This window comes from Bacteroides sp. NSJ-39 (assembly GCF_014287315.1).
Lineage (GTDB): Bacteria > Bacteroidota > Bacteroidia > Bacteroidales > Bacteroidaceae > Bacteroides > Bacteroides finegoldii.
This window is the reverse complement of the sequence record NZ_JACOOB010000004.1, coordinates 193389-218839: the sequence shown is the minus strand read 5'-3', so window position 1 is coordinate 218839 and position 25451 is coordinate 193389. Positions and strand designations below refer to the sequence as shown.

23 protein-coding genes, 1 tRNA gene and 1 pseudogene are annotated in these 25451 nt (G+C 45.1%); 13 read left to right on the top strand and 12 right to left on the bottom strand.

Annotated features, from left to right (window positions below; translation table 11 throughout):
* Positions 1–11 precede the first annotated feature (11 nt).
* The 5 genes from H8S63_RS06685 (at position 12) to H8S63_RS06670 (ending at position 5409) form a co-directional block, all read left to right on the top strand.
* A complete protein-coding gene (locus tag H8S63_RS06685) occupies positions 12–2543 on the top strand; it encodes a glycerophosphodiester phosphodiesterase family protein (protein ID WP_186926231.1) in 2532 nt (843 codons plus the stop codon).
* 30 nt (positions 2544–2573) lie between these two features.
* The gene (locus H8S63_RS06680) at positions 2574–3494 is read left to right on the top strand and encodes a glycerophosphodiester phosphodiesterase family protein (RefSeq protein WP_186926229.1); all 921 of its coding nucleotides are present in this window, start codon (positions 2574–2576) and stop codon (positions 3492–3494) included.
* A gap of 16 nt (positions 3495–3510) precedes the next feature.
* On the top strand, positions 3511–4866 hold the full coding sequence (locus H8S63_RS06675) for an MFS transporter (RefSeq protein WP_186926227.1): 1356 nt from the start codon (positions 3511–3513) through the stop codon (positions 4864–4866).
* Positions 4867–4993: 127 nt separating this feature from the next.
* Positions 4994–5128, top strand: coding sequence for a hypothetical protein (locus H8S63_RS19990; RefSeq protein WP_007754083.1), 135 nt, complete (start codon positions 4994–4996; stop codon positions 5126–5128).
* Between the two features lie 98 nt (positions 5129–5226).
* Positions 5227–5409 carry a hypothetical protein gene (locus H8S63_RS06670; protein ID WP_017142324.1) on the top strand — a complete coding sequence of 61 codons (183 nt, stop codon included), beginning with the start codon at positions 5227–5229 and terminating at the stop codon, positions 5407–5409.
* Positions 5410–5970: 561 nt separating this feature from the next.
* On the opposite strand, the gene H8S63_RS06665 is transcribed toward H8S63_RS06670, so the two are convergent.
* Positions 5971–8085, bottom strand: coding sequence for a BT4734/BF3469 family protein (locus H8S63_RS06665; RefSeq protein WP_186926225.1), 2115 nt, complete (start codon positions 8083–8085; stop codon positions 5971–5973).
* 90 nt (positions 8086–8175) lie between these two features.
* On the bottom strand, positions 8176–8406 hold the full coding sequence (locus H8S63_RS06660; RefSeq protein WP_007754094.1) for a DUF4248 domain-containing protein: 231 nt from the start codon (positions 8404–8406) through the stop codon (positions 8176–8178).
* 214 nt (positions 8407–8620) lie between these two features.
* Between H8S63_RS06660 and H8S63_RS06655 the strand changes: the two genes are divergently transcribed.
* From H8S63_RS06655 to H8S63_RS06645, 3 genes are read left to right on the top strand one after another with little or no spacing between them, the layout of a single operon-like run.
* A complete protein-coding gene (locus H8S63_RS06655; RefSeq protein ID WP_186926223.1) occupies positions 8621–9163 on the top strand; it encodes an HU family DNA-binding protein in 543 nt (180 codons plus the stop codon).
* A 27-nt stretch (positions 9164–9190) separates the two neighbouring features.
* Positions 9191–9358 carry a hypothetical protein gene (locus H8S63_RS06650; RefSeq protein ID WP_007754099.1) on the top strand — a complete coding sequence of 56 codons (168 nt, stop codon included), beginning with the start codon at positions 9191–9193 and terminating at the stop codon, positions 9356–9358.
* A complete protein-coding gene (locus H8S63_RS06645) occupies positions 9345–9791 on the top strand; it encodes an N-acetylmuramoyl-L-alanine amidase (protein ID WP_007754101.1) in 447 nt (148 codons plus the stop codon). Before H8S63_RS06650 ends, H8S63_RS06645 begins: the two co-directional genes overlap by 14 nt.
* Positions 9792–9883: 92 nt before the next feature.
* On the opposite strand, the gene pflA is transcribed toward H8S63_RS06645, so the two are convergent.
* Positions 9884–10612, bottom strand: a complete 729-nt coding sequence (gene pflA, locus H8S63_RS06640; RefSeq protein ID WP_186926221.1) for a pyruvate formate-lyase-activating protein — start codon at positions 10610–10612, stop codon at positions 9884–9886.
* 15 nt (positions 10613–10627) lie between these two features.
* Positions 10628–12856 carry a formate C-acetyltransferase gene (gene pflB, locus H8S63_RS06635; protein ID WP_186926219.1) on the bottom strand — a complete coding sequence of 743 codons (2229 nt, stop codon included), beginning with the start codon at positions 12854–12856 and terminating at the stop codon, positions 10628–10630.
* Positions 12857–13096: 240 nt separating this feature from the next.
* On the opposite strand from pflB, the gene H8S63_RS06630 reads away from it, so the two are divergent.
* Positions 13097–13181, top strand: a tRNA-Ser gene (locus H8S63_RS06630).
* Positions 13182–13407: 226 nt separating this feature from the next.
* Here H8S63_RS06630 and H8S63_RS06625 read toward each other — a convergent pair.
* Complete coding sequence (locus H8S63_RS06625; RefSeq protein ID WP_025819263.1) at positions 13408–14307, bottom strand: AraC family transcriptional regulator; 900 nt, start codon at positions 14305–14307, stop codon at positions 13408–13410.
* A 136-nt stretch (positions 14308–14443) separates the two neighbouring features.
* On the opposite strand from H8S63_RS06625, the gene H8S63_RS06620 reads away from it, so the two are divergent.
* From H8S63_RS06620 to H8S63_RS06605, 4 genes are read left to right on the top strand one after another with little or no spacing between them, the layout of a single operon-like run.
* Positions 14444–15223 (top strand): MBL fold metallo-hydrolase, encoded by a 780-nt coding sequence (locus tag H8S63_RS06620; protein ID WP_005924041.1) that lies wholly within the window; start codon positions 14444–14446, stop codon positions 15221–15223.
* Positions 15224–15256: 33 nt separating this feature from the next.
* Positions 15257–15721 (top strand): cupin domain-containing protein, encoded by a 465-nt coding sequence (locus H8S63_RS06615; protein WP_005924039.1) that lies wholly within the window; start codon positions 15257–15259, stop codon positions 15719–15721.
* Positions 15722–15744: 23 nt separating this feature from the next.
* Entirely contained in the window at positions 15745–16413 is a 669-nt protein-coding gene (locus H8S63_RS06610; protein WP_005924036.1) for a radical SAM mobile pair protein A, read from the top strand.
* On the top strand, positions 16410–17285 hold the full coding sequence (locus tag H8S63_RS06605; protein ID WP_005924033.1) for a radical SAM mobile pair protein B: 876 nt from the start codon (positions 16410–16412) through the stop codon (positions 17283–17285). The genes H8S63_RS06610 and H8S63_RS06605 overlap by 4 nt, the downstream gene beginning before the upstream one ends.
* Positions 17286–17431: 146 nt before the next feature.
* Here the strand turns inward: H8S63_RS06605 and H8S63_RS06600 are convergent, their stop codons facing one another.
* The 7 genes and pseudogenes from H8S63_RS06600 to H8S63_RS06570 all read right to left on the bottom strand — a co-directional run bounded on the left by H8S63_RS06600 (position 17432) and on the right by H8S63_RS06570 (position 25443).
* Entirely contained in the window at positions 17432–18835 is a 1404-nt protein-coding gene (locus H8S63_RS06600; RefSeq protein WP_022210005.1) for a hypothetical protein, read from the bottom strand.
* Between the two features lie 282 nt (positions 18836–19117).
* Entirely contained in the window at positions 19118–20029 is a 912-nt protein-coding gene (locus H8S63_RS06595; RefSeq protein WP_117680874.1) for a toprim domain-containing protein, read from the bottom strand.
* Complete coding sequence (locus H8S63_RS06590) at positions 20019–21827, bottom strand: reverse transcriptase/maturase family protein (protein WP_004308094.1); 1809 nt, start codon at positions 21825–21827, stop codon at positions 20019–20021. Before H8S63_RS06590 ends, H8S63_RS06595 begins: the two co-directional genes overlap by 11 nt.
* A gap of 563 nt (positions 21828–22390) precedes the next feature.
* Positions 22391–22558: pseudogene (locus H8S63_RS06585) on the bottom strand (DNA primase); the annotation flags it as partial.
* 211 nt (positions 22559–22769) lie between these two features.
* Positions 22770–23837, bottom strand: coding sequence for an AAA family ATPase (locus H8S63_RS06580; protein WP_117680873.1), 1068 nt, complete (start codon positions 23835–23837; stop codon positions 22770–22772).
* An 11-nt stretch (positions 23838–23848) separates the two neighbouring features.
* The gene (locus H8S63_RS06575; RefSeq protein WP_005654521.1) at positions 23849–24157 is read right to left on the bottom strand and encodes a DUF3853 family protein; all 309 of its coding nucleotides are present in this window, start codon (positions 24155–24157) and stop codon (positions 23849–23851) included.
* 221 nt (positions 24158–24378) lie between these two features.
* Positions 24379–25443, bottom strand: a complete 1065-nt coding sequence (locus H8S63_RS06570) for a hypothetical protein (protein ID WP_115485124.1) — start codon at positions 25441–25443, stop codon at positions 24379–24381.
* Between the last annotated feature and the right edge of the window lie 8 nt (positions 25444–25451).

Below are 25451 nucleotides of genomic sequence, written 5' to 3'. Positions count from 1 at the left end.
AAGAACAAAGTATGAAGAATATAAAAATAGTAACAACGTTTTTTATCTGCTTGCTGCTACTTTCAGCATGCTCGGATGATTGGAAGGAAAATGCGCTGACAGCTAAATTTACTTTTGACAAGACAACCTACTATGTAGGCGAAGAAGTCAGTATCACGAATGAGACAGTAGGCGGAGAAGGTAATTATACCTGCCAATGGGATTTAGGGAATGGAGAGACTTCAACAGAAGTTGCTCCTAAAGTGACTTACGAAACGAATGGAGCATATACAGTGACTTTACATGTGAAAGACAGTAAAGGAAATTATGCAATGGCTCATAAATTATTGACGATTGAAGCTGAACCTCTGCCCGAAGTCGGCAATGTGAAACTGAAATGGGTAGGTGCCCACGTGTTGGGCGAAATACGTTCTACGGCTCCGGCAGTCAGTGATGATAATAATGTATATATGACTTCCAATGACCATTATTTGCGGAAATTCTCGGCCACTACCGGTGAGCAATTGTGGGAATTCGACTTATGGACATCGGCTGACGGTGATTCTCCGTCCGGTAATACGCATACCACTCCGAGCATTGATACGGACGGTACTGTGTATGTAGGAACAGGCGACACAAGTGGCAAAGTAGGGCGCGTATATGCCATCAATCCCGATGGAACAAAGAAATGGGTCGTTGCCGGAGATGCTGAAAAAGGATTTTGGAATAAAGGACAGGCTTCAAAGCCTCGTATTAATTATCTGACTTGTGCGATTGGAGAGAATCATATCTATATGGGTAACGGCGGCTCTACGGGATCTGTGCTTGCTGTCGATAAGAATACCGGTTACAGAGTAGGTTATGTGGCAAACGCAGACAATTCCGGAGGCCCGTCGGGGGGAGTATCTGCCGGAATAGCATTGGCGAACAACACATTAATTTGGGCTGGTGGAAAGAACGGCTTATTCGGCGCGTCGGCGTCTGCACTGAATACAGGTGGTAATGTGATGTGGGCATGGCAAATATATAGTTCGGGAAATGATAAGCCTTCAGAAAATATGAATGCTTCTGTAGCTGTGGACGCAACCGGCACTATATACGGAATTGCCACCTTCCCGAGTATAGGAAGCAGTGCGTTTGCTATTGGAAGCGACGGGGTTGAGAAATGGCGTACTTCGTTAGGAAATGTAGGAACACTAGACCAAGGGGGCGTTGTGATAGGCTTGGATGGAAGTATCATTGTGACGGTAAAACGTGCTCCGGGCGAAGCCACGGGAGGAATTGTTGCATTATCTCCTAATGGAGTTATTCAATGGCATTACGGTGTGCCGGAAGACGTCAGTGGATGTGCGGCAATCGATCAGGCCGGAAATATTCATTTTGGAACACAATCCGGTAATTATTATATCATTAAACCCGAAGCCTCGGAAGAACAGCTAATCTTGAAAAAAGACTTGGCTGCACTGATTAGCGAGAGCGATTCTCCTTTAAAAGATAACTGGGAAGCGGGTATCGGAAAAATCTGGAGTTCGCCTACAATCGGACCGGATGGAACGATCTATATTGGCGTTACTCACACGGTAGATCCGTCGAAGAGTGTCCTGGTAGCTTTGGAAGATGAAGGTATAACCGGATGTGCAGCTTCGGCATGGCCGATGAAAGGGAAAGACAGCCGCCACACCAGTGCACAGTTGGGAGGCTCGGGAGAGAATCCGGGCGGCGAACCGGGCGGACAATTGCCTATTACAGGAAATCTGAAGACCGATTTAAAGAATTTATTTGATGATAGTTCCTATAAGGTTTGGCTTTGTGCCCATCGGGCGAACACGCAGAAAGGTATAGCTGATGGCATACCGGAGAATTCATTAACTTCCATAGAGTATGCAATCAATGCAGGAGTAGAAATGATCGAACTTGATGCACGTCCCACCTCTGACGGAATATTGGTGCTGATGCACGATAATACGATCGACAGAACCACTAACGGAAGCGGTGCGGTAGGAGATTACTCTTATCAGCAATTACAGCAGCTCTATCTTAAAGATGCAGCAGGGAATCTGACAAACGAACGAATCCCCACTTTAGAGGACGCATTGAAGAAAGGCAAAGGAAAGGTTTATTTTAACTTGGATATAGTCAACAAAAACGTTGCCGTAGCGACAATGGTGGCATTACTTAAAAAACTCGACATGGAAAACGAAGTCCTGCTTTATGTTTCAAACAACCGTAATTATGCATACGATTTGAAAGCGGCGAACAGCACTCTGTTACTGCATCCGATGGCAAAAGCTTCAGATGATATTACCTATTTTGCTTCATCTTACACGGACAATGTGCAGATGATGCAACTTTCCACCTCGGATGCTCTTGCGGGAGCGATGACGGAAGACATTAAATCCAAAGGTTGGCTTTTATTCTCCAATATCGTAGGAGCGAATGATACGAACATGTTGTCGGACAACTATTCGGGGCTGGTAGGCATGATAAACAAACGTATTAATGTCGTACAGACTGATTATGCCGAATTAGCTGCCAAGTATTTAAAATCCAAAAAGTATAGATAATCCCCCAAAGTATAGATGATAAAAATGAATATGAAAAACTATCTGATAATAGGAATTATTTTGCTGTTTCCTTTCCGCTTGTTTGCAGATGAACCGGTGAAGGCAATTTACGCAAAGATTACGAATCCTGATAATAAAGAAGTAACCGTAGTCGCCCACCGGGCGGATTGGCGCTTTGCACCAGAAAATTCGCTGGCAGCAATAGAGAGTTCTATCCGGTTGGGAGCCGACGTCGTGGAGCTGGACGTTCAGAAAACCAAAGACGGACAGTTGATCCTTATGCATGATAAGACCTTGGATAGAACGACCACCGGAAAAGGTAAGGTTGCCGAGTGGACACTGGATTCTATCCGGACACTTCGTCTGAAGAATGGCGCTGCTTTGAGAACCAAACATCGTGTGCCTACATTAGAGGAAGCATTATTGACGACCAAAGGGCGCGTTATGGTAAATTTGGATAAGGCTTATCCGATATTCGATGAGATTTTCCCCATTCTGGAGAAAACCGGAACCGTTGAACAGATCATCATGAAGGGGTCAAAGCCTGTTGCAGAAGTGAAAAAGGATTTGGGAAAATATTTAGACCGGATCATATATATGCCAATCGTACATTTGGATCGACCGGGAGCTATGCAGCAAATAGATGATTTCATGAAAGAACTTCATCCGGTAGCCTTCGAATTGTTGTTCGAATCGGATACTTGTCAACTCCCCAAACAAGTGAGGACGAAGCTGGAAGGAAAAAGTAAAATCTGGTATAATACCCTTTGGGATACGATGGCAGGCGGACATGATGACGACAAATCATTGGAAAACCCGGATGAAGGATATGGATATTTGATAGATAAACTTGGAGCAACAATTATTCAGACTGATCGTACCGCTTATTTACTGGAATATTTGCAAGCCCGTAAGAAACGTAATGAGCATAAGATAGACGCCTTTCATTAATATGTAAACTTCGGTTATGTCATTTAAAATATTGGATTTTTATAAAATCTCTTCCCCGCTAGCCGGGGGAGAGACTGATTCAGAAGATTCTTCCCGCTTTAAGCGCATCCGTTGGGCTACATTTTTGTCGGCTACTATCGGATATGGCATTTACTATGTTTGTCGTCTTAGCATGAATGTAGTGCGCAAGCCAATTGTAGAGGAGGGAGTATTTTCCGAAACGCAATTAGGAATCATCGGTTCCTGTCTGTTTTTTGTGTATGCAGTGGGTAAGTTGACGAATGGTTTTCTTGCCGACCGTAGCAATGTACGGCGTTTTATGTCTACCGGGTTATTGTGTTCCGCTTTGATAAATCTGTGTTTGGGCTTCACCAGTTCATTTTATGCCTTTGTCGTACTTTGGGGATTGAATGGTTGGTTTCAGTCAATGGGAGCTGCATCCGGGGTGGTTTCGCTCACTCGGTGGTACAGTAGTAAAGAACGGGGAACTTTCTACGGCTTTTGGTCTGCTAGTCATAATTTGGGTGAAGCATTAACCTTTATTTCCATAGCCTTGTTAGTCAGTTGGATGGGATGGAGGTATGGGATGATTGGAGCTGGCATTATTGGGATATTAGGTTTCTTTATGATGCTTGTCTTTATGCGTGATACGCCACAGAGTCAGGGATTCTTGTTGAACAAAAATTCTTCATCTGTGGATTCCCATTCTTTGTCTGGTAAACAAACGGAAGATTTCAACAAAGCACAAAAGGCTGTCTTGAAGAATCCTGCAATTTGGATTTTGGCTCTGTCCAGTGCATTTATGTATATTAGCCGCTATGCGGTAAATAGTTGGGGTGTTTTCTATCTGGAAGCTCAAAAGGGATATTCTACGTTGGATGCCAGTTTTATAATATCAATCAGTTCTATCTGTGGGATCATTGGCACGGTATTTTCCGGTATCATTTCCGATAAAATGTTTTCCGGCAGTCGTAATATTCCAGCTTTAGTATTTGGGTTGATGAATGTAATAGCACTTTGTCTGTTTCTCTTGGTTCCGGGTGTACATTTTTGGATAGACGTGTTGGCAATGGTACTTTTCGGTTTAGGTATCGGAGTTTTGATCTGTTTTCTGGGTGGTTTGATGGCAGTGGATATTGCTCCCCGTAATGCTTCGGGTGCTGCATTGGGAGTAGTCGGCATTGCCAGTTACATCGGTGCCGGATTGCAGGACGTGATGAGCGGTATACTGATAGAAGGGCAAAAGACTGTTCAGAATGGAGTAGATGTTTATGACTTCACCTATATCAATTGGTTTTGGATTGGTTCAGCTCTACTTTCAGTGTTGTTTGCCTTATTGGTTTGGAATGCGAAGTCGAAAGAAGTTGATTAAAAGTGAGTACATTAGGTTAAAAATAAAGTCTTAGTTTTCGAAGTATTAGTAACTATTTCGGGTGAGAGTTATTATAAGTCTTCACGGAATAGTTTTTATTTATTTAATAATTTAATGTGATTGTTTTATGAAACACGTATTTGACGATGAGTTATTTTGTTCGTTGAAAAACGAACTTAGTGAGGTAAGCGCACAGATTGATGCGCAAAGTGCAAAATTGATGGGTCTGATCGACCAAAAAAAAGAATATCCGCTCAACTGATTCGGGAAACGAAGTCGGAGATACCTGCTAGCATAGAATATCTGGGAGATCCGAAAAGATTCATCGCTATTATTCTGCAGGCTATTGATCAGAAGAGATTGACTTTCAATGGAACTGCTAATAGCGAACAGACTATCCGTTATTTAGCGACTGTGATAGACGTGATTAGCCCGAAAACTGGCAAGGTACTTAAGGTAGAGACACTGGTATCTTATGCGAAGAAGATACATGCCGGAGAGATAGAGGGCTGTAAGGAAGAGGAGTTTGACTGGCTTGGATAAGCCAGGTTGCTGGATTGAGAAAAACGTGGCGGGAAATCTGAAAAAGACGGTGGGCTTTTTCAGATTTCCCGCTGTCTTTTTCAGAAAGAGAATACAAAAGTGTGAGAGGTGTGAGAGAGAGTTTTCAACTTTCTACTTTTCTATTATTTAATTCTATTGTCTATATATTCAATTAAAAAAATACAAATGTTACAAATCCTCTCTCACACCTCTCACACTTTCTTGGTAAATAGAATGAAAACAGATAAAAACAGGAAGTTTTGTTGTATAGTTGAACAACATCTCGTATATTTAACAGTATGGAAAGGAAAATAATTGTATATAAAGGATATTTTAAAGAGTTCTTAAATAGCTTGGATGCAAGACCCAAGATAAAATATTATATGTGCTAATGCTTTTGGAGACACTGGATAGGATACCTGTTAAGTTTATATCGGATAATGAATGCCTTAGGGTGTAGAATCGAATTTTCGATGAATTTGTAGGGATAAAAAATGCAGAGTTATCTTTGACAACTCTGCATTTTTATTAGCTACTGTACCCAATCATGGGTTGCTCTTTTTATTCGTATAGCCTGTTCGATTTTACCTGTTCGGGGGCAATGACAAATACGGCATATCTTCTTCCATTTCTTCCCTTTTTGGACTCAAAATTATGCTTGACCATTACTTTGCCAATCTGGATCTTCGCTCCGATGGAATATTGATAACCGGTACGCTCACGGATCAGTTCGGCAATTTCGCTGACAGTGAGGTACTGTACCTTTTCAAACCGTTCTGGCTTGCGGATATGGGTGAGTACCAGTTCCTCTTCCGGTGAATGGAAAATGAAATCTTCATTATTCTTTTCGATCCGGTTGTTGTCCTCCTGCGTGAACCAATATTGATAACCCGGAGTGTTGAGCAAATGCTTTATCTGCGCATACAGTTGAGTATAATTGATTTTGATAAACTCGATGGAATCGGCATGGAAACAAAGGAAGCGGCGGTTGCCTGTCGTGTCGTGAAGAATCTCCTGATAGTTGCACGTTCCGGCAAAGGAGGCGGTGTGTGGGAAGTTCTGCGAACGGCGTGCGTACGGGAGACGGATACTGATTACTTTGCGGGTCACCAAATCCTTGAATGTATTCAGATCGCGCCCGCTCATTCCCTCGAATTCGTCAAGGTTGATAAGCATTGATTGCGCTATTTTGGCCAAATCGTCTTTACTGTTCGGATTGATAAGGCCGGTAGAAAGATAAGTGCGCAGTTCGGGCGGAAGCAGGTTGTTGATAAAGGTTGTCTTGCCGATATTCTGCACCTCGCTGCATAGTAAAAGCACGGTGTGGTTGACGACATCGTCTTGGGTGGCGGCAGCACACATCCCTACCAGATAACGCTCCAGACACTCCGTCCAGAAACTCTGGTGGTTGGTACGGACACTGTCCGCCAGAATACGGATATAATCTGTCCCGTCCCATTCGGGAAGTTCCTTAAAATACTCGCGGATAGGGTGGTAGCTGCTACTGAAATCGGAGTAAATCAGATTCTGAATCATCTTCACGTTGCAGGCATAGCCCAGCTCATTCATCTCCATCCAGATGCTGTTCTCCATCCTGTCATCAAGAATGCGGAAAGGATCCGGCTGCTCTGTTTCGGAAACCCTCCGGCGATATTCCATGATGTGAAGCAACTCGTTATAGCGCGTCTCATAACACTCGCTGATATGCTGTTCTATTTGCAGCATTCGTTTTTGGGTACTGTTCAGCTTGTTCGTGTTGAACTCCTCCGTATGTGCATAAGCACTGGCAATCAACGAATCCGTTTCCTCCGCCGGGAGGTCGGTAAACAGGCTCTTTATGAAAGCTGCCGCTTCCTGTTCGGGAATGCCGTGACGGTTGTATTTGCACGCCAGATGATGCAGGTAATTGTTGCGGTTTCCTTCGGTGTATTTTTCCGACTTGTTGTGATAGTAGTTCAGAGTCACCATTAATGAAGCGTGTGAGGAATGATAGTTGAGTGCGGTCTCTTCACTGACCGGATTGTTGTCCGTTTCCTGCTTTTTCCTTCCGGGTGTTTTCTTCTTCTTCTTTTGCGTTTTATAGAACAGAGGGGGCTGTTCCACGATGAAGGGAGTGGCGTCACGATTGAAATAGATGCCCGGATCGTATGACAACAGACAGGTACGCCCCACATCCTGGCCGGAGGTGTCAATCTCGGTCTGACAAAGTTGGGAGTAAAAAGAAGCGACCTTATTGTAGGCTGCATTGTGGAAATCTTCTATTTCCTGAATGGTGTCGGGCAATGTCCCGTCCGGCCGTTGTGTGTGCGCTATGATTTTCAGTCCCATACCTTTGGGGCTGATAAAGGCGATTCGGGTGTAGCTGCACGCTCTCACCGTTTGCAGGATACGCGCTAACTCTTCTTTACTCAAATGGTCTATATCTATCACGATATATCCCAGATATTTGACAAGGGTCGCATTGGAACGGCCACCCCGATAATTGGCGGAGAATGTGACGGAAGGCAGTTTCTTCTTCTCTTCGTTTGCAGCTTTCTCTCCCTGCTCCAGGAAGATGCGTCGTACGCTTTCTACTGTGTTACGATACTTTGGACTACCGATGGCAGATACGATTTCTTCTTCGGTCATTTCTGCTATGATGCGATAGAAGTCAAGAAAAATGTTGAATTGATTCATTTCTTTAGTTTACTTTTTTTAGTCGGCTGCGAAATAACTCTTTTGCAGCGAGATGTAACGAAACTTTCGGGAAAATAGTGAAAAGTTCTTTCAGGGCTCTCCCAGATATTGCACGATGGTAGCCACCTGTTTGGGAGAGAGCAGGCGGTTGCGTGCACGGTAACCCTCCGCTTCCAGTTCGTGTAGGAGAGGGAGGTTGAAGAGAATCCATCTCCGGAGAATTTGTAAAGCAACTTTGATGCATACGGTAGGGTTGTAAAGATGTGCCAGCTCTGCTTTCGTATAGGTGCGGATGATGAAGAGGTTTTCTTTGTTATTCATAACTGATTGTTCTTGTTGTATGCTATAAAGTTACTGAAAATAAACGGTTTGAGAAAGGAATAACCTCACTTTTATTCATTGGAAATCAAGAAACTTCATTCGAGATCAAGAAACTTCGTTGGGGAACAGGGAGTGTGGAAGAGGCTGTATCTTTGTGTCGTTAACAAGAAGGAAATGCATTTCTAATGTACAAAAACTTTAAAATTATTTTAGTATGGCAATGACAGTTTCTTATTCAGTAGTGCCGCGTAAGAATCCTGCAAAAAAGGATGAACCGGCTAAGTATTATGCCCAAGCGCAATCAGCGGGCGAGTTGGATTTTGAAGAGTTGTGTGAGGCGATCACCAGTCGTTCCACCTGTACGGAAACGGATGTGCGTGCCTCGATTTCCGGTATTCTTTATGAGGCGAAGCGTTCGTTGAAGGCGGGGCGTATTGTGCGGCTGGGTGATTTGGGCAGTTTGCAGATCGGGTTGACCAGTGAGGGAGCAGAGTCGGTTAAGGAGTTCGCCACTTCGATGATCAAGGGAGCGCATATCATTTTCCGTCCGGGAAAACAGTTGGCGGAATTGCTGAAGATTCTTAGTTATCAGCAAGTGCGTACACGCGCGGCTGCCCAGTCGGGCGATGGAAGCGATGGCGGCAACGGTGACGGAGGTAGTGGCAACGGTGACGGAGGTAGTGGTGATAAAGGTGACGGTGGGTTCGGTGATGGCGGATCGGACAACAACGGAGAAGCTCCGGATCCGGCTGAATAATAGTACTAACATTAATTTGGTAAAAATATGAAAGAGATCGTAAGTAAAATCCTGGAGGTGATTATGTGCCTCATTCCTTTCTTCGGAAAGGGAAAACGTGAAAGAGTAGTGAGGGAAGTGCGTTATAATGCTACGCACAAGGAGGTGTGCAACGTGAAAACAACGGAAAGGGCGAAGGAAGATGAGAAAGATTAGTCTGATTGTCATTCATTGTTCCGCCACCCGTGCCGACCGTGATTTTACGGCGAAGGATGTGGATACGGCTCACCGTTTCAGGGGATTCTCGTGCTGGGGGTATCACTATTACGTGCGTAAGTCGGGGCAGATAGAACCGATGCGGGACGAGGATATGGTAGGTGCTCATGCGCGTGGCTACAACTCGATCAGTTTGGGTGTGTGCTTTGAAGGCGGATTGGACGCGAACGGGAAACCGGCAGATACACGCACCCCGCGTCAGAAAGAGGCTTTGCATCGCTTGGTGAGAGAGTTGTTACAGCGTTATCCTGAAGCGAAAGTTGTGGGACACCGGGATCTGAGTCCTGATACGAATTATAACGGAATCGTGGACCCGTGGGAACGGATCAAAGAATGCCCCTGTTTCGAGGTGATTGAAGAATTTGAGAGTTGAGAATGGAGAGTTGAGAGTTGGCTGCGCACTGTTATACTGCATAGTTAACTCTCAATTCTCAATTCTCAACTCTCAATTCTCAACTTCTTCAACTAATTGACCACCACAGTAGTGAAATATTCTTTAAATACCTCTGCGGCTTTTTCAAGTTGTTCGGGGGTATTTTCTTTTACGTCTTTCAGCTTGTATTCCTGCTCCATCGCTTCATACTTATGTACGCCTAATGTATGATAAGGCAGGATTTCCACTCGTTGCACCATCTTATATTTTCCCAGAGCCTCTCCTAAACGGCGGATGTCTTCCTCGAAATCGCTGTATCCGGGCACTAATACATAACGCAGCCAGAAAGGTTTCTCGTTTTCTTCCAGCCATGCTGCCGTGCGGATGGTTTGCTCGTTACTTCTTCCGGTCAGTGCCTGATGGCGTGTCGGATTGAACTCTTTAATATCCAGCAATACAAGATCCGTCAGTTTGAAAAGTTCTTCTACTTCTTCGTTCCAGATACCGCCGTTGCTGTCTATGCATACATGTATTCCCTTTTCTTTCAGTTCACGCACCAGAGGAACCAGTGCTTTGGCCTGAAACGTAGGTTCTCCTCCGGAGAAAGTGACTCCTCCGCGTTTCCCGAAAAAAGGACGTTGGCTCATAGCCATGCGGACGATTTCTTCCGGTGGAGTAGGTGTGCCTCCTTTTCCGGCTATTGTGTCGGGGTTGGCGCAATATAGGCAGCGGAAATTGCATCCTTGAAGAAAAACGACGAGCCGTAAGCCCGGCCCGTCGAATGTTCCCATACTTTCGTATGAATGTACGTTTATCGTCATATTGAGTAGATCTGATTACATACGTTCGTGGAAGCTACGGCTGATTACTTCCAATTGATGTTCGCGGCTCAACTTCACGAAGTTTACGGCATAACCGGAAACACGGATGGTGAGTTGCGGATATTTTTCCGGATGTTCCATGGCGTCGTAAAGCATCTCACGGTTCAGCACATTTACGTTCAAGTGGTGAGCGCCTTTGGTGAAGTAACCATCCATCATTGTCACCAGATTTTCTACGCGATCTTCTTCAGTAGCTCCCAGGGATTTCGGAACGATAGAGAAGGTGTTGCTGATACCGTCCTGTGAGTCGCGGTAACGTAATTTCGCTACGGAACTCAAAGAGGCGATGGCACCGTTTTTGTCACGTCCGTGCATAGGGTTGGCTCCCGGAGCAAAAGCGACACCTTTGGCGCGGCCGTCGGGAGTAGCACCTGTCTTCTTGCCATACATCACGTTGGAAGTGATGGTCAGCAGCGAAAGGGTAGGACGGGCATTCTTGTAAACCGGAAGTTTCTTCAATTCTTCGCTGAAGAAATAGACCAGGTCAACACCCAGGTGGTCTACCTTGTCGTTGTCATTACCGAAGCAAGGGAATTCGCCTTGAATATCGAAACCTTCTGTCAGACCGATGTCGTTGCGGCGTGCAGTTACTTTGGCATATTTGATGGCCGACAGTGAATCGAGGGCGATAGAAAGTCCGGCTACACCGTAAGCAAGGTTGATGCGTGGGTTGGTATCTACAAGAGCCATCTGGGCTTTTTCGTAGTAATACTTATCATGCATATAATGGATGATGTTCATCGCTTCGTTGTAGACACGGGCGATTTCTGTCAATACCTTCTTGTAGTTGCTCATTACTTCTTCGAAGTTGAGAACATCACTTGTCAGTACGGGGATGTTTTTCACCATTACCGTACCGGTGTTTTCGCAACGTCCGCCGTTGATGGCAAGCAGCAGGGCTTTCGCCAGGTTGCAGCGTGCACCGAAGAACTGGATCTGCTTTCCGATTTCCTGGTAAGATACGCAGCAGGCGATTCCGTAGTCGTCCGATTGGCGCACTTCACGCATCAGGTCGTCGTTCTCATACTGGATGGAAGAAGTGTCGATAGAAACTTTAGCACAGAATTCTTTGAACCCTTCTGGCAGTTCCGGGCTCCACAGTACAGTCAGGTTCGGTTCCGGTGAAGGACCGAGATTGTACAATGTCTGCAAGAAACGGAAAGAAGTCTTTGTAACCTTCGTACGTCCGTCGTTGAGACGGCCTCCCAGAGATTCGGTTACCCAAGTCGGGTCGCCGGCAAAGATATCGTTGTAGGATTGCATACGCAGGTGGCGCACCATACGCAGTTTGATGACAAACTGGTCGATCAGCTCCTGTGCGAAAGACTCGGTGATGGTTCCTTTGCTCAATTCATATTCCATGTAGATATCGAGGAAAGAAGAAACATTACCCAATGACATGGCTGCTCCGTCTTGTTCCTTCACGGCAGCCAGATAAGCCATGTACACCCATTGTACGGCTTCCTGTGCGGTATAGGCGGGACGGCTCAAGTCGAGACCGTAGTATTCGCCCAGCACCTTCATATCCTTCAATGCCTTGATCTGTTCCGCTACTTCTTCGCGCAGACGGATGCGGGATTCGGTCATCGGGCCGGTCAGGTTGCGGAGGTCTTCTTTCTTGGCCTCTATCAGTCGGTCGATACCGTAAAGAGCCATACGGCGGTAGTCACCGATGATACGTCCGCGCGCATAGTTGTCAGGAAGTCCGGTGAGGAATCCCAGAGAACGGAACGAACGGATTTCTTCGGTATATACGTCAAATACTCCGTCATTGTGCGTCTTGCGGTAGTGAGTGAATATATCTTTTACACGGTCGTCCACTTCCACGCCGTTTTCGTGGCAGGCTTTGCTCACCACGTTGATACCTCCGAAAGGTTTGATTGCACGTTTCAGAAGTTCGTCTGTTTGCAGACCGACGATCAGTTCGTTTTCTTTGTCGATATATCCGGCTTTATGAGAAGTGATGGTAGATACGGTAACATTATCCAGTGCGCGGACACCGTTGTTTGCTCTCTCTTCAGCCAGTGCTTCGAGGCAGCGGTTCCATACAGCTTTTGTGCGTTCGGTAGGTCCTTCGAGGAAAGATGCATCTCCGTAGTACGGAGTGATGTTATGACTAACGAAATCTCTTACGTTGATTTCTGTGCTCCAAAGACCGTCTTTAAAGATCTTATTTAATTCCATAAATGATAAAATTAGAGGTTGTAGTTATCCTTTTCTTTAGAGCGCACAAAGTTACAATCATTTTTCATATAATCAGCATAAATATACTCTGATTTTATGCTGTCCAACATAAAATACCTATAAATTGCTATCTTTTAGAAATAGATGGCTGATTTTTTTTAGAGAAACTCTTGCAGATTTGAAATATCTTCGTACCTTTGCACCGCTTTTGACGAAAAGCACTCCTGATAAAGGAGTTTTGGAGAGGTGGCAGAGTGGTCGATTGCGGCGGTCTTGAAAACCGTTGAAGGTAACACTTCCCGGGGTTCGAATCCCTGTCTCTCCGCAATAAAGGGTGTAAATCAAGCATTTGCGAGATTTACACCCTTTTTTACACCCAAGAATGTAAAATTGGGTGTTTTTGTATTTTTTAAGATTCTTCAAAAGAATGTCAATTACAAAGCGATTGGTATTTCTATGGACTGGCAGAATGAACCTTTATGACGAAAAATATAGTTATTCAAAAAAATAAATATCTTAAATATGGAATTCATTTGCCAAATATGAAATTTCTATTCATATATTCCTCTTTTGTAATTCATTAGATATTGGGTAAAAGTCTTGCCTGTTTCTTTTTTGAAAAAACGCATGAGGTGACTGGGGTCGGAAAAGTGGAACTCGTCTGCCAGTTGGCTCACATTCAGATTGGAGAACAGTAGCTCATTTTTCAGCTCTTCCAAAAGACGTTGCTTGAGTAAGTGAATGGCTGATACACCAAATTGCGCCATGACAGAATTATTCAAGGTGATACGACTTACCCGAAGCATATCAGCATATTCTTGAACGCGCTGTGTCGTTCGGATATGTTTTTCGAGTAAGTCCTTGAATTTGAATGCGTAATTGTTTTTTGGCACTTCGACAGGTAGACGATAAGTTTGAGCGTATGCCCGGTTGATAATTACCAGTAGATAATAAAGCACTGACACAATGAGGTTGTAAGTGTCTACCACAGGATGTTGTAGTTCTTGTTTTATCTTTTTTAAGAGGCGCATATATTCCGTCAGCTCCTCCGGCTCGGCAAACAAGTAGGGCGGTGTATCAGTCTGATAATAATACAACAGCCGATATACGAAGAACTTGTCAGCAATGAACGTGCGCATAAAGTCTTCGCGGAAAATAAGAAAAGTGTAATCTAGTTCTACCTCGTTCACGTGCCATTCCTGTTGCTGGTGCGGCGACAAAAGCAGCACCATACCATCCCGTAACTCCACTTTTCGGAAGTTCAGCAACAAATATCCATTGGCACGACGAAAGAAATAGAAGCTGAAAAAATCTGTCTTAAACGCCTTATGCTCGGTCAAGACACCACAGATGTCCTTGCTTTCGCCTGTGTTAATGTAGAAGTCTACGCCACATTGCGTTTTATTGAACGGAACGCTTACAAGTCTTTCGGGATTGATTATAGCTTTCATCACTCTTGTTTTTTGCTTTCTGCAAATATACATCATTCTTTTATCAAAATGGCATATATTCCTGTTTTTAAGGCATAGAGACATTGGGATATCCTTTCGAACTTTGTACCCGAAAAATAATACAAAACATAACATCATGAACGAAAAAGCAATTATTCGGTTGGTACGCAGTGCCACCTTGAAAATCAACTATGCAGGACATACCATTCTTATTGACCCCGTATTTGCCGACAAAGGAACCCTGCAATCAGCTCTCGGTGTATATAAGAATCCGAGGGTACATCTCGTAATGCCTATTAGCGACATTACTGAAGGTGTTGATATGGTACTGCTCACCCACAACCACATCGACCATTACGAACCAAGTGTAAAGCAGCATTTGCCGAAAGACATTCCTTTCTACACCCAGCCACAAGATAAGGCCGCCATCCTGAAAGATGGTTTCTCAAATGTAGAAGCGATTGAAGAGAGCATAACCTTAGGTCATCTGACCATCCACCGTGCTATTGGCCATCACGGTTTCGGTCAGATAGGCCAGATGATGGGACCTGTTTCGGGCTATGTGCTGATGTCCGAAGGGCTTCCGACTATTTATATCATGGGCGATTGCAAATGGGAAGAATGTACTCTTGCTACCGTGGAAAAGTATCGTCCTAATTATATTGTGGTGAACAGTGGCGGTGCGGTATTCCCCGAATTCTCTAAGACGGACGGTTGTATCATCCCCAATGAACAGGAAGTAATGGCGATGCTTGACACACTCCCCCCACACATCAAGCTGATTACCGTACACATGGATGCCATCGATCATTGCCAGACCACCCGTGCCATCCTTCGCAACGAAGCTCGCCATCACGGGACGGATATGAGCCGACTGATTATACCGGAAGACGGAGAAAGCATAACACTTAAATAACTGTATAAACAATCATTTCAAAATATTAGAAAGATGAAAAAGATTAGGAAAATCGCGGTAGAACAGAATTTCGCCGCGATCAGTGTCGGTAAGTTGAATGAACTGAATGAATACGAACTTCAGCTTGGCCCGGATGTGAAAATTCCCGGAAAAGTATTCTGCAGCACCGCTCTCGGAACTACGGGAAGCGAGTTTTCTTTCCAGTCATTCGCCCCGGGTACAGAAACCGGATTTCTGCATAGTCACAAGAGTCATGAGGAACTTTATTTTTTCCTCTCCGGTAAAGGTGAATTTCAAGTAGACGGAACAGTGTTCCCAGTGGAAGAAGGTAGCGTTGTCAGGGTATCTCCTGCAGGAAAACGAAGTGTCCGTAACAACGGAACGACTCCGCTCCTCATGCTCTGCATACAATATTGCAGCAATACATTCTCACAGGAGGATGCCACTGACGGAATCATACTGAAAGAACCGGTAAAATGGAAAGTCTCTCCGAAATGATTCTAAAAAGGAACTCTAAGCAGATGACTATCTGTATAAAATCCCTGATAAAGAATATGAACATAGTGGTAGGCTGCTCCATCGGGTGCAGCTACTGCTATGCCCGTAACAACTGCCGCCGTTTCCATATTACGGACGACTTCTCCGTACCGGAATATATGGTGCGAAAGCTGCGTATCATCGACACGCCCAAGCCTCACGTATGGCTGATGACCGGAATGAGCGATTTCTCCGATTGGAAGCCTGAATGGAATGCGGAAATATTCAGACGAATGAAAAGCAATCCGCAACACGCTTATATATTCCTTACGAAATGTCCGGACAAGATCAGTTTCTCTACAGATGACGAGAATGTATGGATGGGCGTGACCGTCACGCGCAATTCCGAAAAAAAGCGGCTAGACGATTTGAAAAGAAATATCAAGGCCAAGCACTACCATGTCACTTTCGAACCTATTTTCGATGAAATCGGCGATATAGATTTCGAGGGTATCGACTGGATTGTCATAGGTACGGAGACCGGACATCGGAAAGGCAAAGTGGATTCCCGTCCCGAATGGGTGCTTCACATTGCCGACCAAGCCCAAACACAGGGCGTCCCCGTGTTTATGAAAGAGGATTTGCTGCCTATAATGGGCGAAGAAAGGATGATTCAGGAACTGCCGGAACAATTTACAAAACGCTTACAATGAATACCGAAATAATCAAAGAAATAGACGTACAGAGCGTTATGACCAAATCCTCACTGCCGGTCGGAGGATATTCGGTCAACCCTTACGTGGGCTGTCCCCACGCCTGTAAGTATTGCTACGCATCGTTTATGAAACGATTCACCGGGCATACAGAACCGTGGGGTGCATTTCTGGACGTGAAGAACTGGAAACCGATAGCCAATCCGCACAAATATGACGGAGAGCGCATTGTGATAGGTTCCGTGACGGATGGTTACAACCCGTATGAGGAGCAATTTTGCCGTACCCACAGGCTGCTCGAAGAGCTGCGTGGGAGCAACGCCGAGATTATGATATGCACTAAGTCCGACCTTGTCCTGCGCGACCTCGACCTGTTGAAGCGTTTTCCCAAAGTAACGGTGTCATGGTCGGTCAATACGCTTGACGAGCGTTTTCGTACGGATATGGACAATGCCGTGAGCATAGAACGTCGTCTGAACGCAATGCGTCAGGTCTATGAGGCGGGCATCCGTACCGTGTGTTTTGTATCGCCCATATTCCCCGGAATAACCGATATGAAGGCGATTATCGAGAAAGTGAAAGGATATGCCGATTTGATATGGCTCGAAAACCTGAATCTGCGCGGGCAGTTCAAGGGAGGGATAATGACGTATATCCGTGAGAAGCATCCCGACCTCTTTCCGTTATACGAAGAAATATACAACAAAAAGAGGCTTGATTACTGGCAGGCATTGGAACAGGACATTTCCCAATACGCCAAGGCACAGGGGTTTCCATATAGAATAAATGATTTGCCTTACGGGCGCTCGGAAAAAGGCAAGCCGGTTATCGTAAATTATTTCTACCACGAAAAGATACGATTGACTAAATGAGGGAAAGATATTGACAATATGGTATATTAATAGTGAATAAGATATTCTTTTATTGCTTATTTTACTTTAGAATAGTTAGACAACTTAGATTTTGTACTATATATTACGATAGAAGTACAATCCATGATGAATTGTACTTCTCTATATTACATCCTGAATCCTCTGGATTTTTGTTCTTTCTGCACTGAGTTACGCAGATGCTGCTGTAACTTCTCCCATTGTTCTTTGAACCATTCGCTGATTGGCTGTTGGTTTATAGTCAGCATCAATTTATTCTTATCGATCGGGCTTCGTTCAATTTTGAAAATTACATTTTTTGTTTCAAATCTCTGTCTATATTCTTCGGAATAGATTTTTCCACTACATCTGAGAGCTTCCTTTTTGTATAAAAGAGAATCAACCATCCCCTTGGTAAAACCAGTGACATAGCATAATTTTTCCATTCTCAGCATTTCTTTGAGTAATGGGAACCAGCATAATGCCTTTTCAAGCAGGGTGTTTAGCCGTGATATTTCTTTGTCTTTAGCTTCAATCTCTTTATTATGTATTCCTTGAAGATTGCGTATTTGTCTGCCGTGCTGTTCCTGCATTTGTTGCATCTGAATTTTTAATTCATCAGTAGCTTTGTCCCGGTTGGCAATCTCCTGATGTAGCTGCTCGATGTTATGTTCCAGTTCTTTCAACTTACCGCTTCCGAAAAGAGAACCTACGCTGCTGGTTATGGCAGTGGCTACATCGGTAGCTGCACTTTTGAGTTTGTCTGTACGTATCTCAGCTTTTACCTGTTTGAGTTCCTGTTCGGCAAGGCTTACCTGTTGCTCCTTGTGTCGCTTGGTTTCTTCTATACGTTGCAGTTCGGCTTTCTGCTTCTCAATGATGAAATCGTTTCGTTCCAGATGCTCTTTACCTGTGACAGCTTTTGTCTGCCCACGTTCCATTAGCAGAATATCGGAAGCAAGGGTCTGCATGGTTGCCATATCCTCGTCATTGAGCTTTCGGCTCTTCCCGGTTTCGTGGTTCATCCAGTCGAATACGATATGAGCATGATAGTTCGGCTTGAACCATCTGCTTCCTATTTGGAAGCTCTCTTTGTCTTCCGCTTCCGGCTGACCGTTCAGCCAATGCCCTTCGTCTTTATGCAGGAAAATCTGTAGCGGAGTGATGCCCCAGCGTCTTTGGCACTCTTCACCGAATTTGCGTACATCAGCCAGTGTGGTGTCCGGTCTGATAAGCAATACTCCTTCACGGATGGGTGAGCATCCCGCCACCTTGATAATCTTTCCATTCTTTCCCTTGCGTTCCCTTTCCTTTTCCTGCATGGCACGTCCGGTCTTTTCCTTGACCATTTGCTTGATATTGTCATAATGAGTTCGCAGTTCGGGAGTGCCGAAGTCGGGATTTATCCACTGTTCGTTATCGGTGGAAAGTTCGGGAACGACATAGATTCTGGACTCCCCGATATTACGCATATACTCGGCAGTCCTTCGGTTGTGTGCCTCGCTCGATGCGATGTTGCAAGGCTTGATGTGTATGCTTGATTTTGTTGCCATAGCTTCTTTTCTTTGTTTACAATTAATTTACTTTGCTCGCTTTCGCAGAGGGGTTATTTTATGAATCTCGGCTGCATTCGGCATAGGTCAAGCAAGTTTGCCTCTGCTCTCATTTGCACGAGATTTCTTAGGGGTAACCCATAAGCGGAGATTGCAAAGAGAGGGTCACTCTTTGCTCGGGGTTCTCAGGGGTGAAACGCCCTGAGTGGGTCATTAGGGCAAAGCCCTAATCCCCTCGGGAGAGCCCACAACTACGAAAGCGGAGCGTGTAGTTATAGTGGGCTATAACCGGAAGCCGCTCTTCTTCTCCGGTGATTGGCTGCGCACCCCTTTGGCGGACTGGAGCTGCCTTTTTCTTTCAACCTGTTTCTGTAAGTATTCGTTCAAGTCCTTGCATCCGCTGTAAATCTGCGAAGCGTCCCGGATGTACCGGTCTCTGCCGTATTCCATGCGGATTTGCCGGAGTGCTTCCATTCCTGCATGGTCGTTGTCGAAAAAGCAGTGGATGCGTTCGTAATTGCCCAACGGATAGAGAGCCTTGTTCACATTCGATACGGAGTTCAATACAATATAGTCCTGCCCGTCCAATTCCGGATAATTTGGGCAGCTCTCTTGTCTCAATGTCAGAAAGGAAAGGTAGTCCATGAAACCCTCGAACACATAGCAGGCAGTCCTTGCTTTTCCCGACTGTCTGATGTGGGAGATTTCCTTGGGGGCGATGCAGCCCTTGAAATAGGGGTTACGAACCTCAAACCCACCCGAACCGTTAGGGAATGCGATGGCAAAGTAACGCTTGCCGTTGTGGGTGTAACGGGCTTCACTACATTCTCTTTTTGCCAGTTCCAGATTTATTCCTCTACCTTGTAAATAGGAAAGCAGGGCAGGAGACGATAGCGGTACTATCTCCAGCTGTTGGAAGCTCGGACCGAAAGAGTCCTGCTTGCCAAAAGAGAAAGATACCGGGTGTACATGCGGTGTCTGTTCCGCAATCCGCTCCAGCAGGTAAGGTACATGGTCGGTAGCATACAGGTGTGCAGCCAGTTCAATGATACCGCCCCCTTTCCCTAAACGTAGGCTCGGTACAGAACGCCTTACTGCCTTTCGGCAGTAGGTTTTCCCGTACCTGCCCCCAAACCGTACTTGCATGTCTCCACGCATACGGCTCTCCGTTGATAACATGACTTTATTTAGCATGGCTGTGTATTTTGGCATAACACTTTTCACAGACAACCAATGTCTTCCTATGCTTTTCAAGCATCAGCCTGTCGCATTCAGTTTTTCCTTTAAGCTGATTTAGCTTTCTGACATGACGCATGACTACAGGTCCGACTTTTCCACATAATTCACATGTTCTCGCATCCAATCGCTCAGTAAGTGTCGGCTGTGGAATTGCGATTGTGTAGGATAAGTCGTTTACCTCCGTATAGTACATTGGTGGTTTACGTTTGAATCCCTCATTATAGAATTTCCTGTACCGTAATTTACCTTTTGCATCCTGATATGGCACTATAATGTCATTCCCAACCTTATATTTGTCAATGACTTTGCTTACAGTGCTATTGGTTTTTCCTGCAATGGTATGGTACATACTGTACTCCATGATGTATCCAAACTTTGAGAGCGCGTATGCCACGTTGTTGGCAATGCAGTAGTAGTTGTAGAACCCTCTGATTTCAGAGTTATATGCCGCCACTATGTCCTCGATTTTCTTCTTCATAAGATTGCCTCTGAACTTTGCAAACCAAACTTGTCGGCCATTTTCTACCTTGTATCTGATGGCGCTGTATTCTTCCAGTTTGTTCCGCACCGTTTCTATGGCGACCTTTAGGACTATCTTACCGTTGTAATAACGGGCTGGCACATTGTTCTTGTCCCGCTTGATAGCATCAGACTTACGGACTGAAACATCGAAGCCAAGAAATTTCGCGGGCTTTTGTGCGTTTGTTATCAATGTCTTTTCCTGTGACAGTTCCAGCTTGAGGTTTTCTTCCATATACTTGGTAATGTCCGACTTGATTTTAACGCACTCTGCCTTGCTTCCGATAACACCAATGAGGAAATCATCTGCGTATCTTACGTATCGAAGCCTTCTGTATGTTTCATCCATACTGTCTCTGCTCTCAATCTTTTGCCTTTCACGTCTCAGTTTCTCATACTCATCCCTAAGCTGTAATCTGACATCTGCATCCTGTATGTTCTTGATGCTTTTAAGGATGCGTTGCATCTTATCGCTAAGTTGCTTGTATTCTTTGGTGATGTGTCTTTCTTTTCCCTTATTGAAGCGTAGGGCGTATTCTTCCATATACTTGTCAAAATTATCAAGATAAATGTTTGCCAGTATAGGACTGATATTACCGCCTTGTGGAGTTCCCTTGTTTGTATTATGAAACTTCCAGTCTTCAATATATCCCGCATTCAACAACTTGCGGATAAGCCTTAGAAATCTATCATCGGCAATCCGTTTCCGCAAAGTTGCAATCAATACATTGTGGTCTATGTTGTCGAAGAATCCTTTAATGTCTCCTTCCACAAACCATTTTGTACCTGTAAATGTCTTTTGGATATGGGTCAATGCGGTATGGCAGCTTCTGTTTGGTCTGAATCCATGTGAGGTGTTTGCAAACACCTCTTCATAGACGGCTTCAAGAATCATGCGCACCACCTCCTGTACAAGTTTGTCCTCAAAGGAAGGAATTCCAAGCGGTCTTTTCTTACCGTTTTTCTTGGGTATGTATATCCTTTTTGCCGGATTAGGCTTGTAAGACTCATCTCTCAAAGATGCAATGACTTTGTTTATTCTTTGAAGACTCATCCGATTGATGGTTTTCCCATCCGTACCGGGTGTCATATTGCCTGGTTTGGCGTAAATACGCTGGTAAGCAACATGAAACATCTCCTCATTGAATAAGATACGGTACAGCCTTTCGAACTTGTAATCCGAAACTTTACCATGCTTGTTTAAAGCTTTTAATACTTGCTCAGGACTTCTCATAATGTCTCACACATTTTCCATTATTTGTATTAAGTTATCTAACTGCTTCCCTTCGCCATGTTACAAGGCTTTCCCTTGCTCGGACTACTACGGAAGCTCCGTTCCCATGTCAGATATTCAGGGTCCTATGCCCATAGCCTTACGGCATTCTGATTTAGGGAATCCCCATTTGCTTTCACAATAACTGTTTGGCTCGGCAGACTGTCGGATGCGACTTACGTTCCTATTCCACTTATTGTGGTTGCTCTGAAGCCAGCTCCTGCTCCATTGTAATTTCGGTTTACATGGGGTGCTTCAGCCCGACGTGAATCAAATACCTTTCGTCGGGGCTGGTACGTGTGCAGCAGAACTATCGTTCAACCAATCAGGCTTCATCCTTGTGTCTGTCTTTTCCTCTCGCCATGCAGTCGCAGCTTGGTATTTAGCTGACTAATGACTTTACCGACATGCTTTTGTCACCTTTGGATTTCTCCTCCAGCTAAGTCGTTGAGGATAGGTCTGTTGAACTCTAACCTAATCTCTTGCCATAGAGATATTTATTGTGTAGCCTATATGGGCGCATCAAAATCATACCATAGGTTGCGTTCGGTGTTCACTTTGAAGGAAGCCTCTGTTTCTTCCCTCAAGGGAGATTTGTACCAAAGGTTGATACCCTGCTGTTTGACGGGTGAATACCCCAGGCTGTGCAGGTAGTCAGCCAGATTGATTTGTTTTGCAGTCTCGATGTTCATAAGGAAATCGTTTTTAGTGAGTGCTTTGATTATTTCTCTTTTTGCCCGCAACTCTTAAAAGTATGCGGTCAGTACAATCACTTCACTAAACTCCTAATATATGGACCCCCGGAATAAAGTGAAGTGATTTGTCTGTTTCTGAAATCACTTCACTAAATTGTCGTATATATAGGATACGGGAATAAAGTGAAGCGATTTTCGGGATTGTCGGCTAATAGTGGTAATCGGGCTTGAAGGAATACTTCCTGCCGTTTTCCTGCACTATCATCCGTTTGTTGCGCAGCATGGTGATAAGCGCCACTGCATTCTGGTGATTCAGTCTAACCCCTTCTGCCAGATAAGTCCTGATTAAGGTGTCTTCCAGCTCCTTGTAGCCGTATTCCTCTTTCAGTGCAAAAGCGGCTTCCAGTGCGGCACGGTGCTGCGGTTCTGAAATATCCTTGTAAGGGTCAAACTTTTCCACCGAGGGTCTTCCCGGCTTCCTTGCTTCCGGCTTGTAGCCTTCCGCAAGTTCGGGCAGGGCTCTGTCGTTGATGCAGAATGCAAAAGGCTCGAAATCCATCGCCCGGATGTGCATGGCGGAAACATGGCTGATGTCGCTGTTCCCCTTGTCCTTTTCCACCAGCAGGACTGTTTCCGCCTTGTTGTTCAGTTCCGTACCAATGTGCCCTCTTGCGTTCTCATCCCCCTTGTTCTGATGCAGTATCGTATGGATATGAATCTGCCTGTCGTCCGTCCACTGCATCAGCTTGGATATGATGCGGGTGGATTCACCGGGGCTGTTGATGTCGTACACCATATCCCGGATGCCGTCTATGATGACCAGCCCAATATCCGGTGAGTGGTAGATAGCCTGTTCTACAATGCTGATGCGCTGTTCCGGGATGTATTTTCTCAAAGCGAGAAACTCCAGATAACCGCTGTCCCTGTCATCGGGCAATCCTGCCATCCGCAGGATCCGCTTCATCACTTTCAGGCAGTGGTAGGGGCTTTGCTCCGTATCTATATAAAGCACTTTCCGCTTTTCCTCGGGCAGTTCAGCCGCATATCGTAACACGGTACCGTTCTTCAATGCAGCGGCTACGATAGCCGATACATTGAAGGTTTTCTTGCTCTTGGCTTTGCCGATGGATGCGCTGAAATTGCCCAGCGTCCCGATGACAGAGCCGTGTACTTTCAGAATTTCGGGGGCTTTTTCGTAGCATCTTGACAGACTTAGCCGGGATTCCTGCCAGAGGATAACGGCTTGTTCGGGTGATATTTCTTTTATATAGTCCATAATCACCTCCTTTATCTGCGTCCTCCGGTTTTCTTGCCAGCCAGTTCCAGCGCCAGTTCCGCATCCACGATAATCTTGCGTCCAATCTGGGTAATGGCTTTGTCTATCTTTCCGCTTTTCTTGATGCGGTTGGCTGTGGGCAGGCTGCACCCGAAAAGCTTGGCTATGCCGAGTATGCCGTACACGTACTTTCTTTCCGTGTCGGTGGTCGGCTGCGGTTGCGCCTCTGCCTGTACCGAAGCGTGTCTGCTTAGAAAAAGGAACTCTTCGCCTGTCATCTGCCAGACGGGTTTCACTAACAGTTCTTTGAGGTTGTTCATCGTCCGTATGATTACTTGTTTGACAATAGCCCTGCGCACAGGCTGTTTCTTCTGTTCTCGAACGATGCAAAATTAGGTAGGGTTTTGAGTGGTAAGTATGTGGATGATAGATATGGATTGTTCTGTTATATCGCTGAATATCAAGAAATAAAAATACCACTCAAAAATTATTTTGAGTGGTATAAGTGGTCATGTCGTAAAATATATTGGAATATCACGGGTTATCGGAATATTCCGTCCATTTCCTTGGCGAACTTTTGGTTGGGAATACTGGGTAAATCGGAAACGGGTTCCCTGTACTTGGACTTGTAATAGTCTTCATCAATATCCAGGTGTTTCAGGATGGCTTCCTTCCATTTGTCCTTATCCTGCCCCGGCAACTGCTCCCTCATCAGGGAAATCAGATAGCATACCCGTATCTTTTCCCTTGGCTTTATTTTCAGTACGCACTGGCAGGGATGCAGATTCATGCAGGCATAGAAATCCGGTGCGGTAATGTCTTCAAACTGTTCCCCTGCACAAACTTCATGAATTAGGGAAATCAGCTTCATGCTGAAATATTCAGGCAATCCGGCAGTCGTAGCTGTAGTCGATGCGGTTGTAGTTTCAGCTTCCGGCTGGCTGTCTGTACGGCTCTGCCTGTCTGCTTCGTTCGGTTGGCTTTCTTCGTCCGGTACATATTTGGTCAGGATGCCCATGAAGTGTACGCTAAGCAGGTAGATGTCGTCGCAACGGTTTTTCATGTATTGCCGGGCTTCTTTCCAGAGAAGGGTTTGCTGCTCATAAAGATGCTCCAGTTGGGCTTTCTCCCTTTCATATTCAGCCTTGCAACGCTCATATTCTCTTTCCGCCAGCTTTTCTTCTTCGGGTGTATGCTCTCGGTAGCCAATGGAATCATAGCGGTTGTTGGCTTCGTTCATCGGTTTGCGCAGCCTGTTTACCACTTCCATCTCTTCCTTGATGGTTTCCTTGTAGCGGTCTGCGTATTGGTAGCATACACGTATGATCACTTCGTCATGGAGAAGGCGGTAAGATTCATAAAGCCGTATGTATTCTTTGACTTCCTTTTTCAGACTTTTCAGCAGCAGGGTACATGGTTCTGGCGGTGTATGCAGCACCAGTTCAAGGATAGCTTGCTCAAAAGCCTTTATATCGCTCCATTTCGAGTAGAAATCAACGATGAATTTCTGCTTTTCAAAAGAGAAAGTATGGCTTACAATCCAATCTTTGCAGATTCTGTTCAGCTCCCCGTATTGAGGAATGAGGGTTGTTATCGTTTTCTGCATGGCATACT

Bases quoted from the DNA above. Each gene is read 5' to 3' on its own strand.
- H8S63_RS06685 (WP_186926231.1), top strand. From the start codon at position 12: ATGAAGAATATAAAAATAGTAACAACGTTTTTTATCTGCTTGCTGCTA.
- H8S63_RS06680 (WP_186926229.1), top strand. From the start codon at position 2,574: ATGAAAAACTATCTGATAATAGGAATTATTTTGCTGTTTCCTTTCCGC.
- H8S63_RS06675 (WP_186926227.1), top strand. From the start codon at position 3,511: ATGTCATTTAAAATATTGGATTTTTATAAAATCTCTTCCCCGCTAGCC.
- H8S63_RS19990 (WP_007754083.1), top strand. From the start codon at position 4,994: ATGAAACACGTATTTGACGATGAGTTATTTTGTTCGTTGAAAAACGAA.
- H8S63_RS06665 (WP_186926225.1), bottom strand. From the start codon at position 8,085: ATGAATCAATTCAACATTTTTCTTGACTTCTATCGCATCATAGCAGAA.
- H8S63_RS06660 (WP_007754094.1), bottom strand. From the start codon at position 8,406: ATGAATAACAAAGAAAACCTCTTCATCATCCGCACCTATACGAAAGCA.
- H8S63_RS06655 (WP_186926223.1), top strand. From the start codon at position 8,621: ATGGCAATGACAGTTTCTTATTCAGTAGTGCCGCGTAAGAATCCTGCA.
- H8S63_RS06650 (WP_007754099.1), top strand. From the start codon at position 9,191: ATGAAAGAGATCGTAAGTAAAATCCTGGAGGTGATTATGTGCCTCATT.
- H8S63_RS06645 (WP_007754101.1), top strand. From the start codon at position 9,345: ATGAGAAAGATTAGTCTGATTGTCATTCATTGTTCCGCCACCCGTGCC.
- pflA (WP_186926221.1), bottom strand. From the start codon at position 10,612: ATGACGATAAACGTACATTCATACGAAAGTATGGGAACATTCGACGGG.
- pflB (WP_186926219.1), bottom strand. From the start codon at position 12,856: ATGGAATTAAATAAGATCTTTAAAGACGGTCTTTGGAGCACAGAAATC.
- H8S63_RS06625 (WP_025819263.1), bottom strand. From the start codon at position 14,307: ATGAAAGCTATAATCAATCCCGAAAGACTTGTAAGCGTTCCGTTCAAT.
- H8S63_RS06620 (WP_005924041.1), top strand. From the start codon at position 14,444: ATGAACGAAAAAGCAATTATTCGGTTGGTACGCAGTGCCACCTTGAAA.
- H8S63_RS06615 (WP_005924039.1), top strand. From the start codon at position 15,257: ATGAAAAAGATTAGGAAAATCGCGGTAGAACAGAATTTCGCCGCGATC.
- H8S63_RS06610 (WP_005924036.1), top strand. From the start codon at position 15,745: ATGACTATCTGTATAAAATCCCTGATAAAGAATATGAACATAGTGGTA.
- H8S63_RS06605 (WP_005924033.1), top strand. From the start codon at position 16,410: ATGAATACCGAAATAATCAAAGAAATAGACGTACAGAGCGTTATGACC.
- H8S63_RS06600 (WP_022210005.1), bottom strand. From the start codon at position 18,835: ATGGCAACAAAATCAAGCATACACATCAAGCCTTGCAACATCGCATCG.
- H8S63_RS06595 (WP_117680874.1), bottom strand. From the start codon at position 20,029: ATGCTAAATAAAGTCATGTTATCAACGGAGAGCCGTATGCGTGGAGAC.
- H8S63_RS06590 (WP_004308094.1), bottom strand. From the start codon at position 21,827: ATGAGAAGTCCTGAGCAAGTATTAAAAGCTTTAAACAAGCATGGTAAA.
- H8S63_RS06580 (WP_117680873.1), bottom strand. From the start codon at position 23,837: ATGGACTATATAAAAGAAATATCACCCGAACAAGCCGTTATCCTCTGG.
- H8S63_RS06575 (WP_005654521.1), bottom strand. From the start codon at position 24,157: ATGAACAACCTCAAAGAACTGTTAGTGAAACCCGTCTGGCAGATGACA.
- H8S63_RS06570 (WP_115485124.1), bottom strand. From the start codon at position 25,443: ATGCAGAAAACGATAACAACCCTCATTCCTCAATACGGGGAGCTGAAC.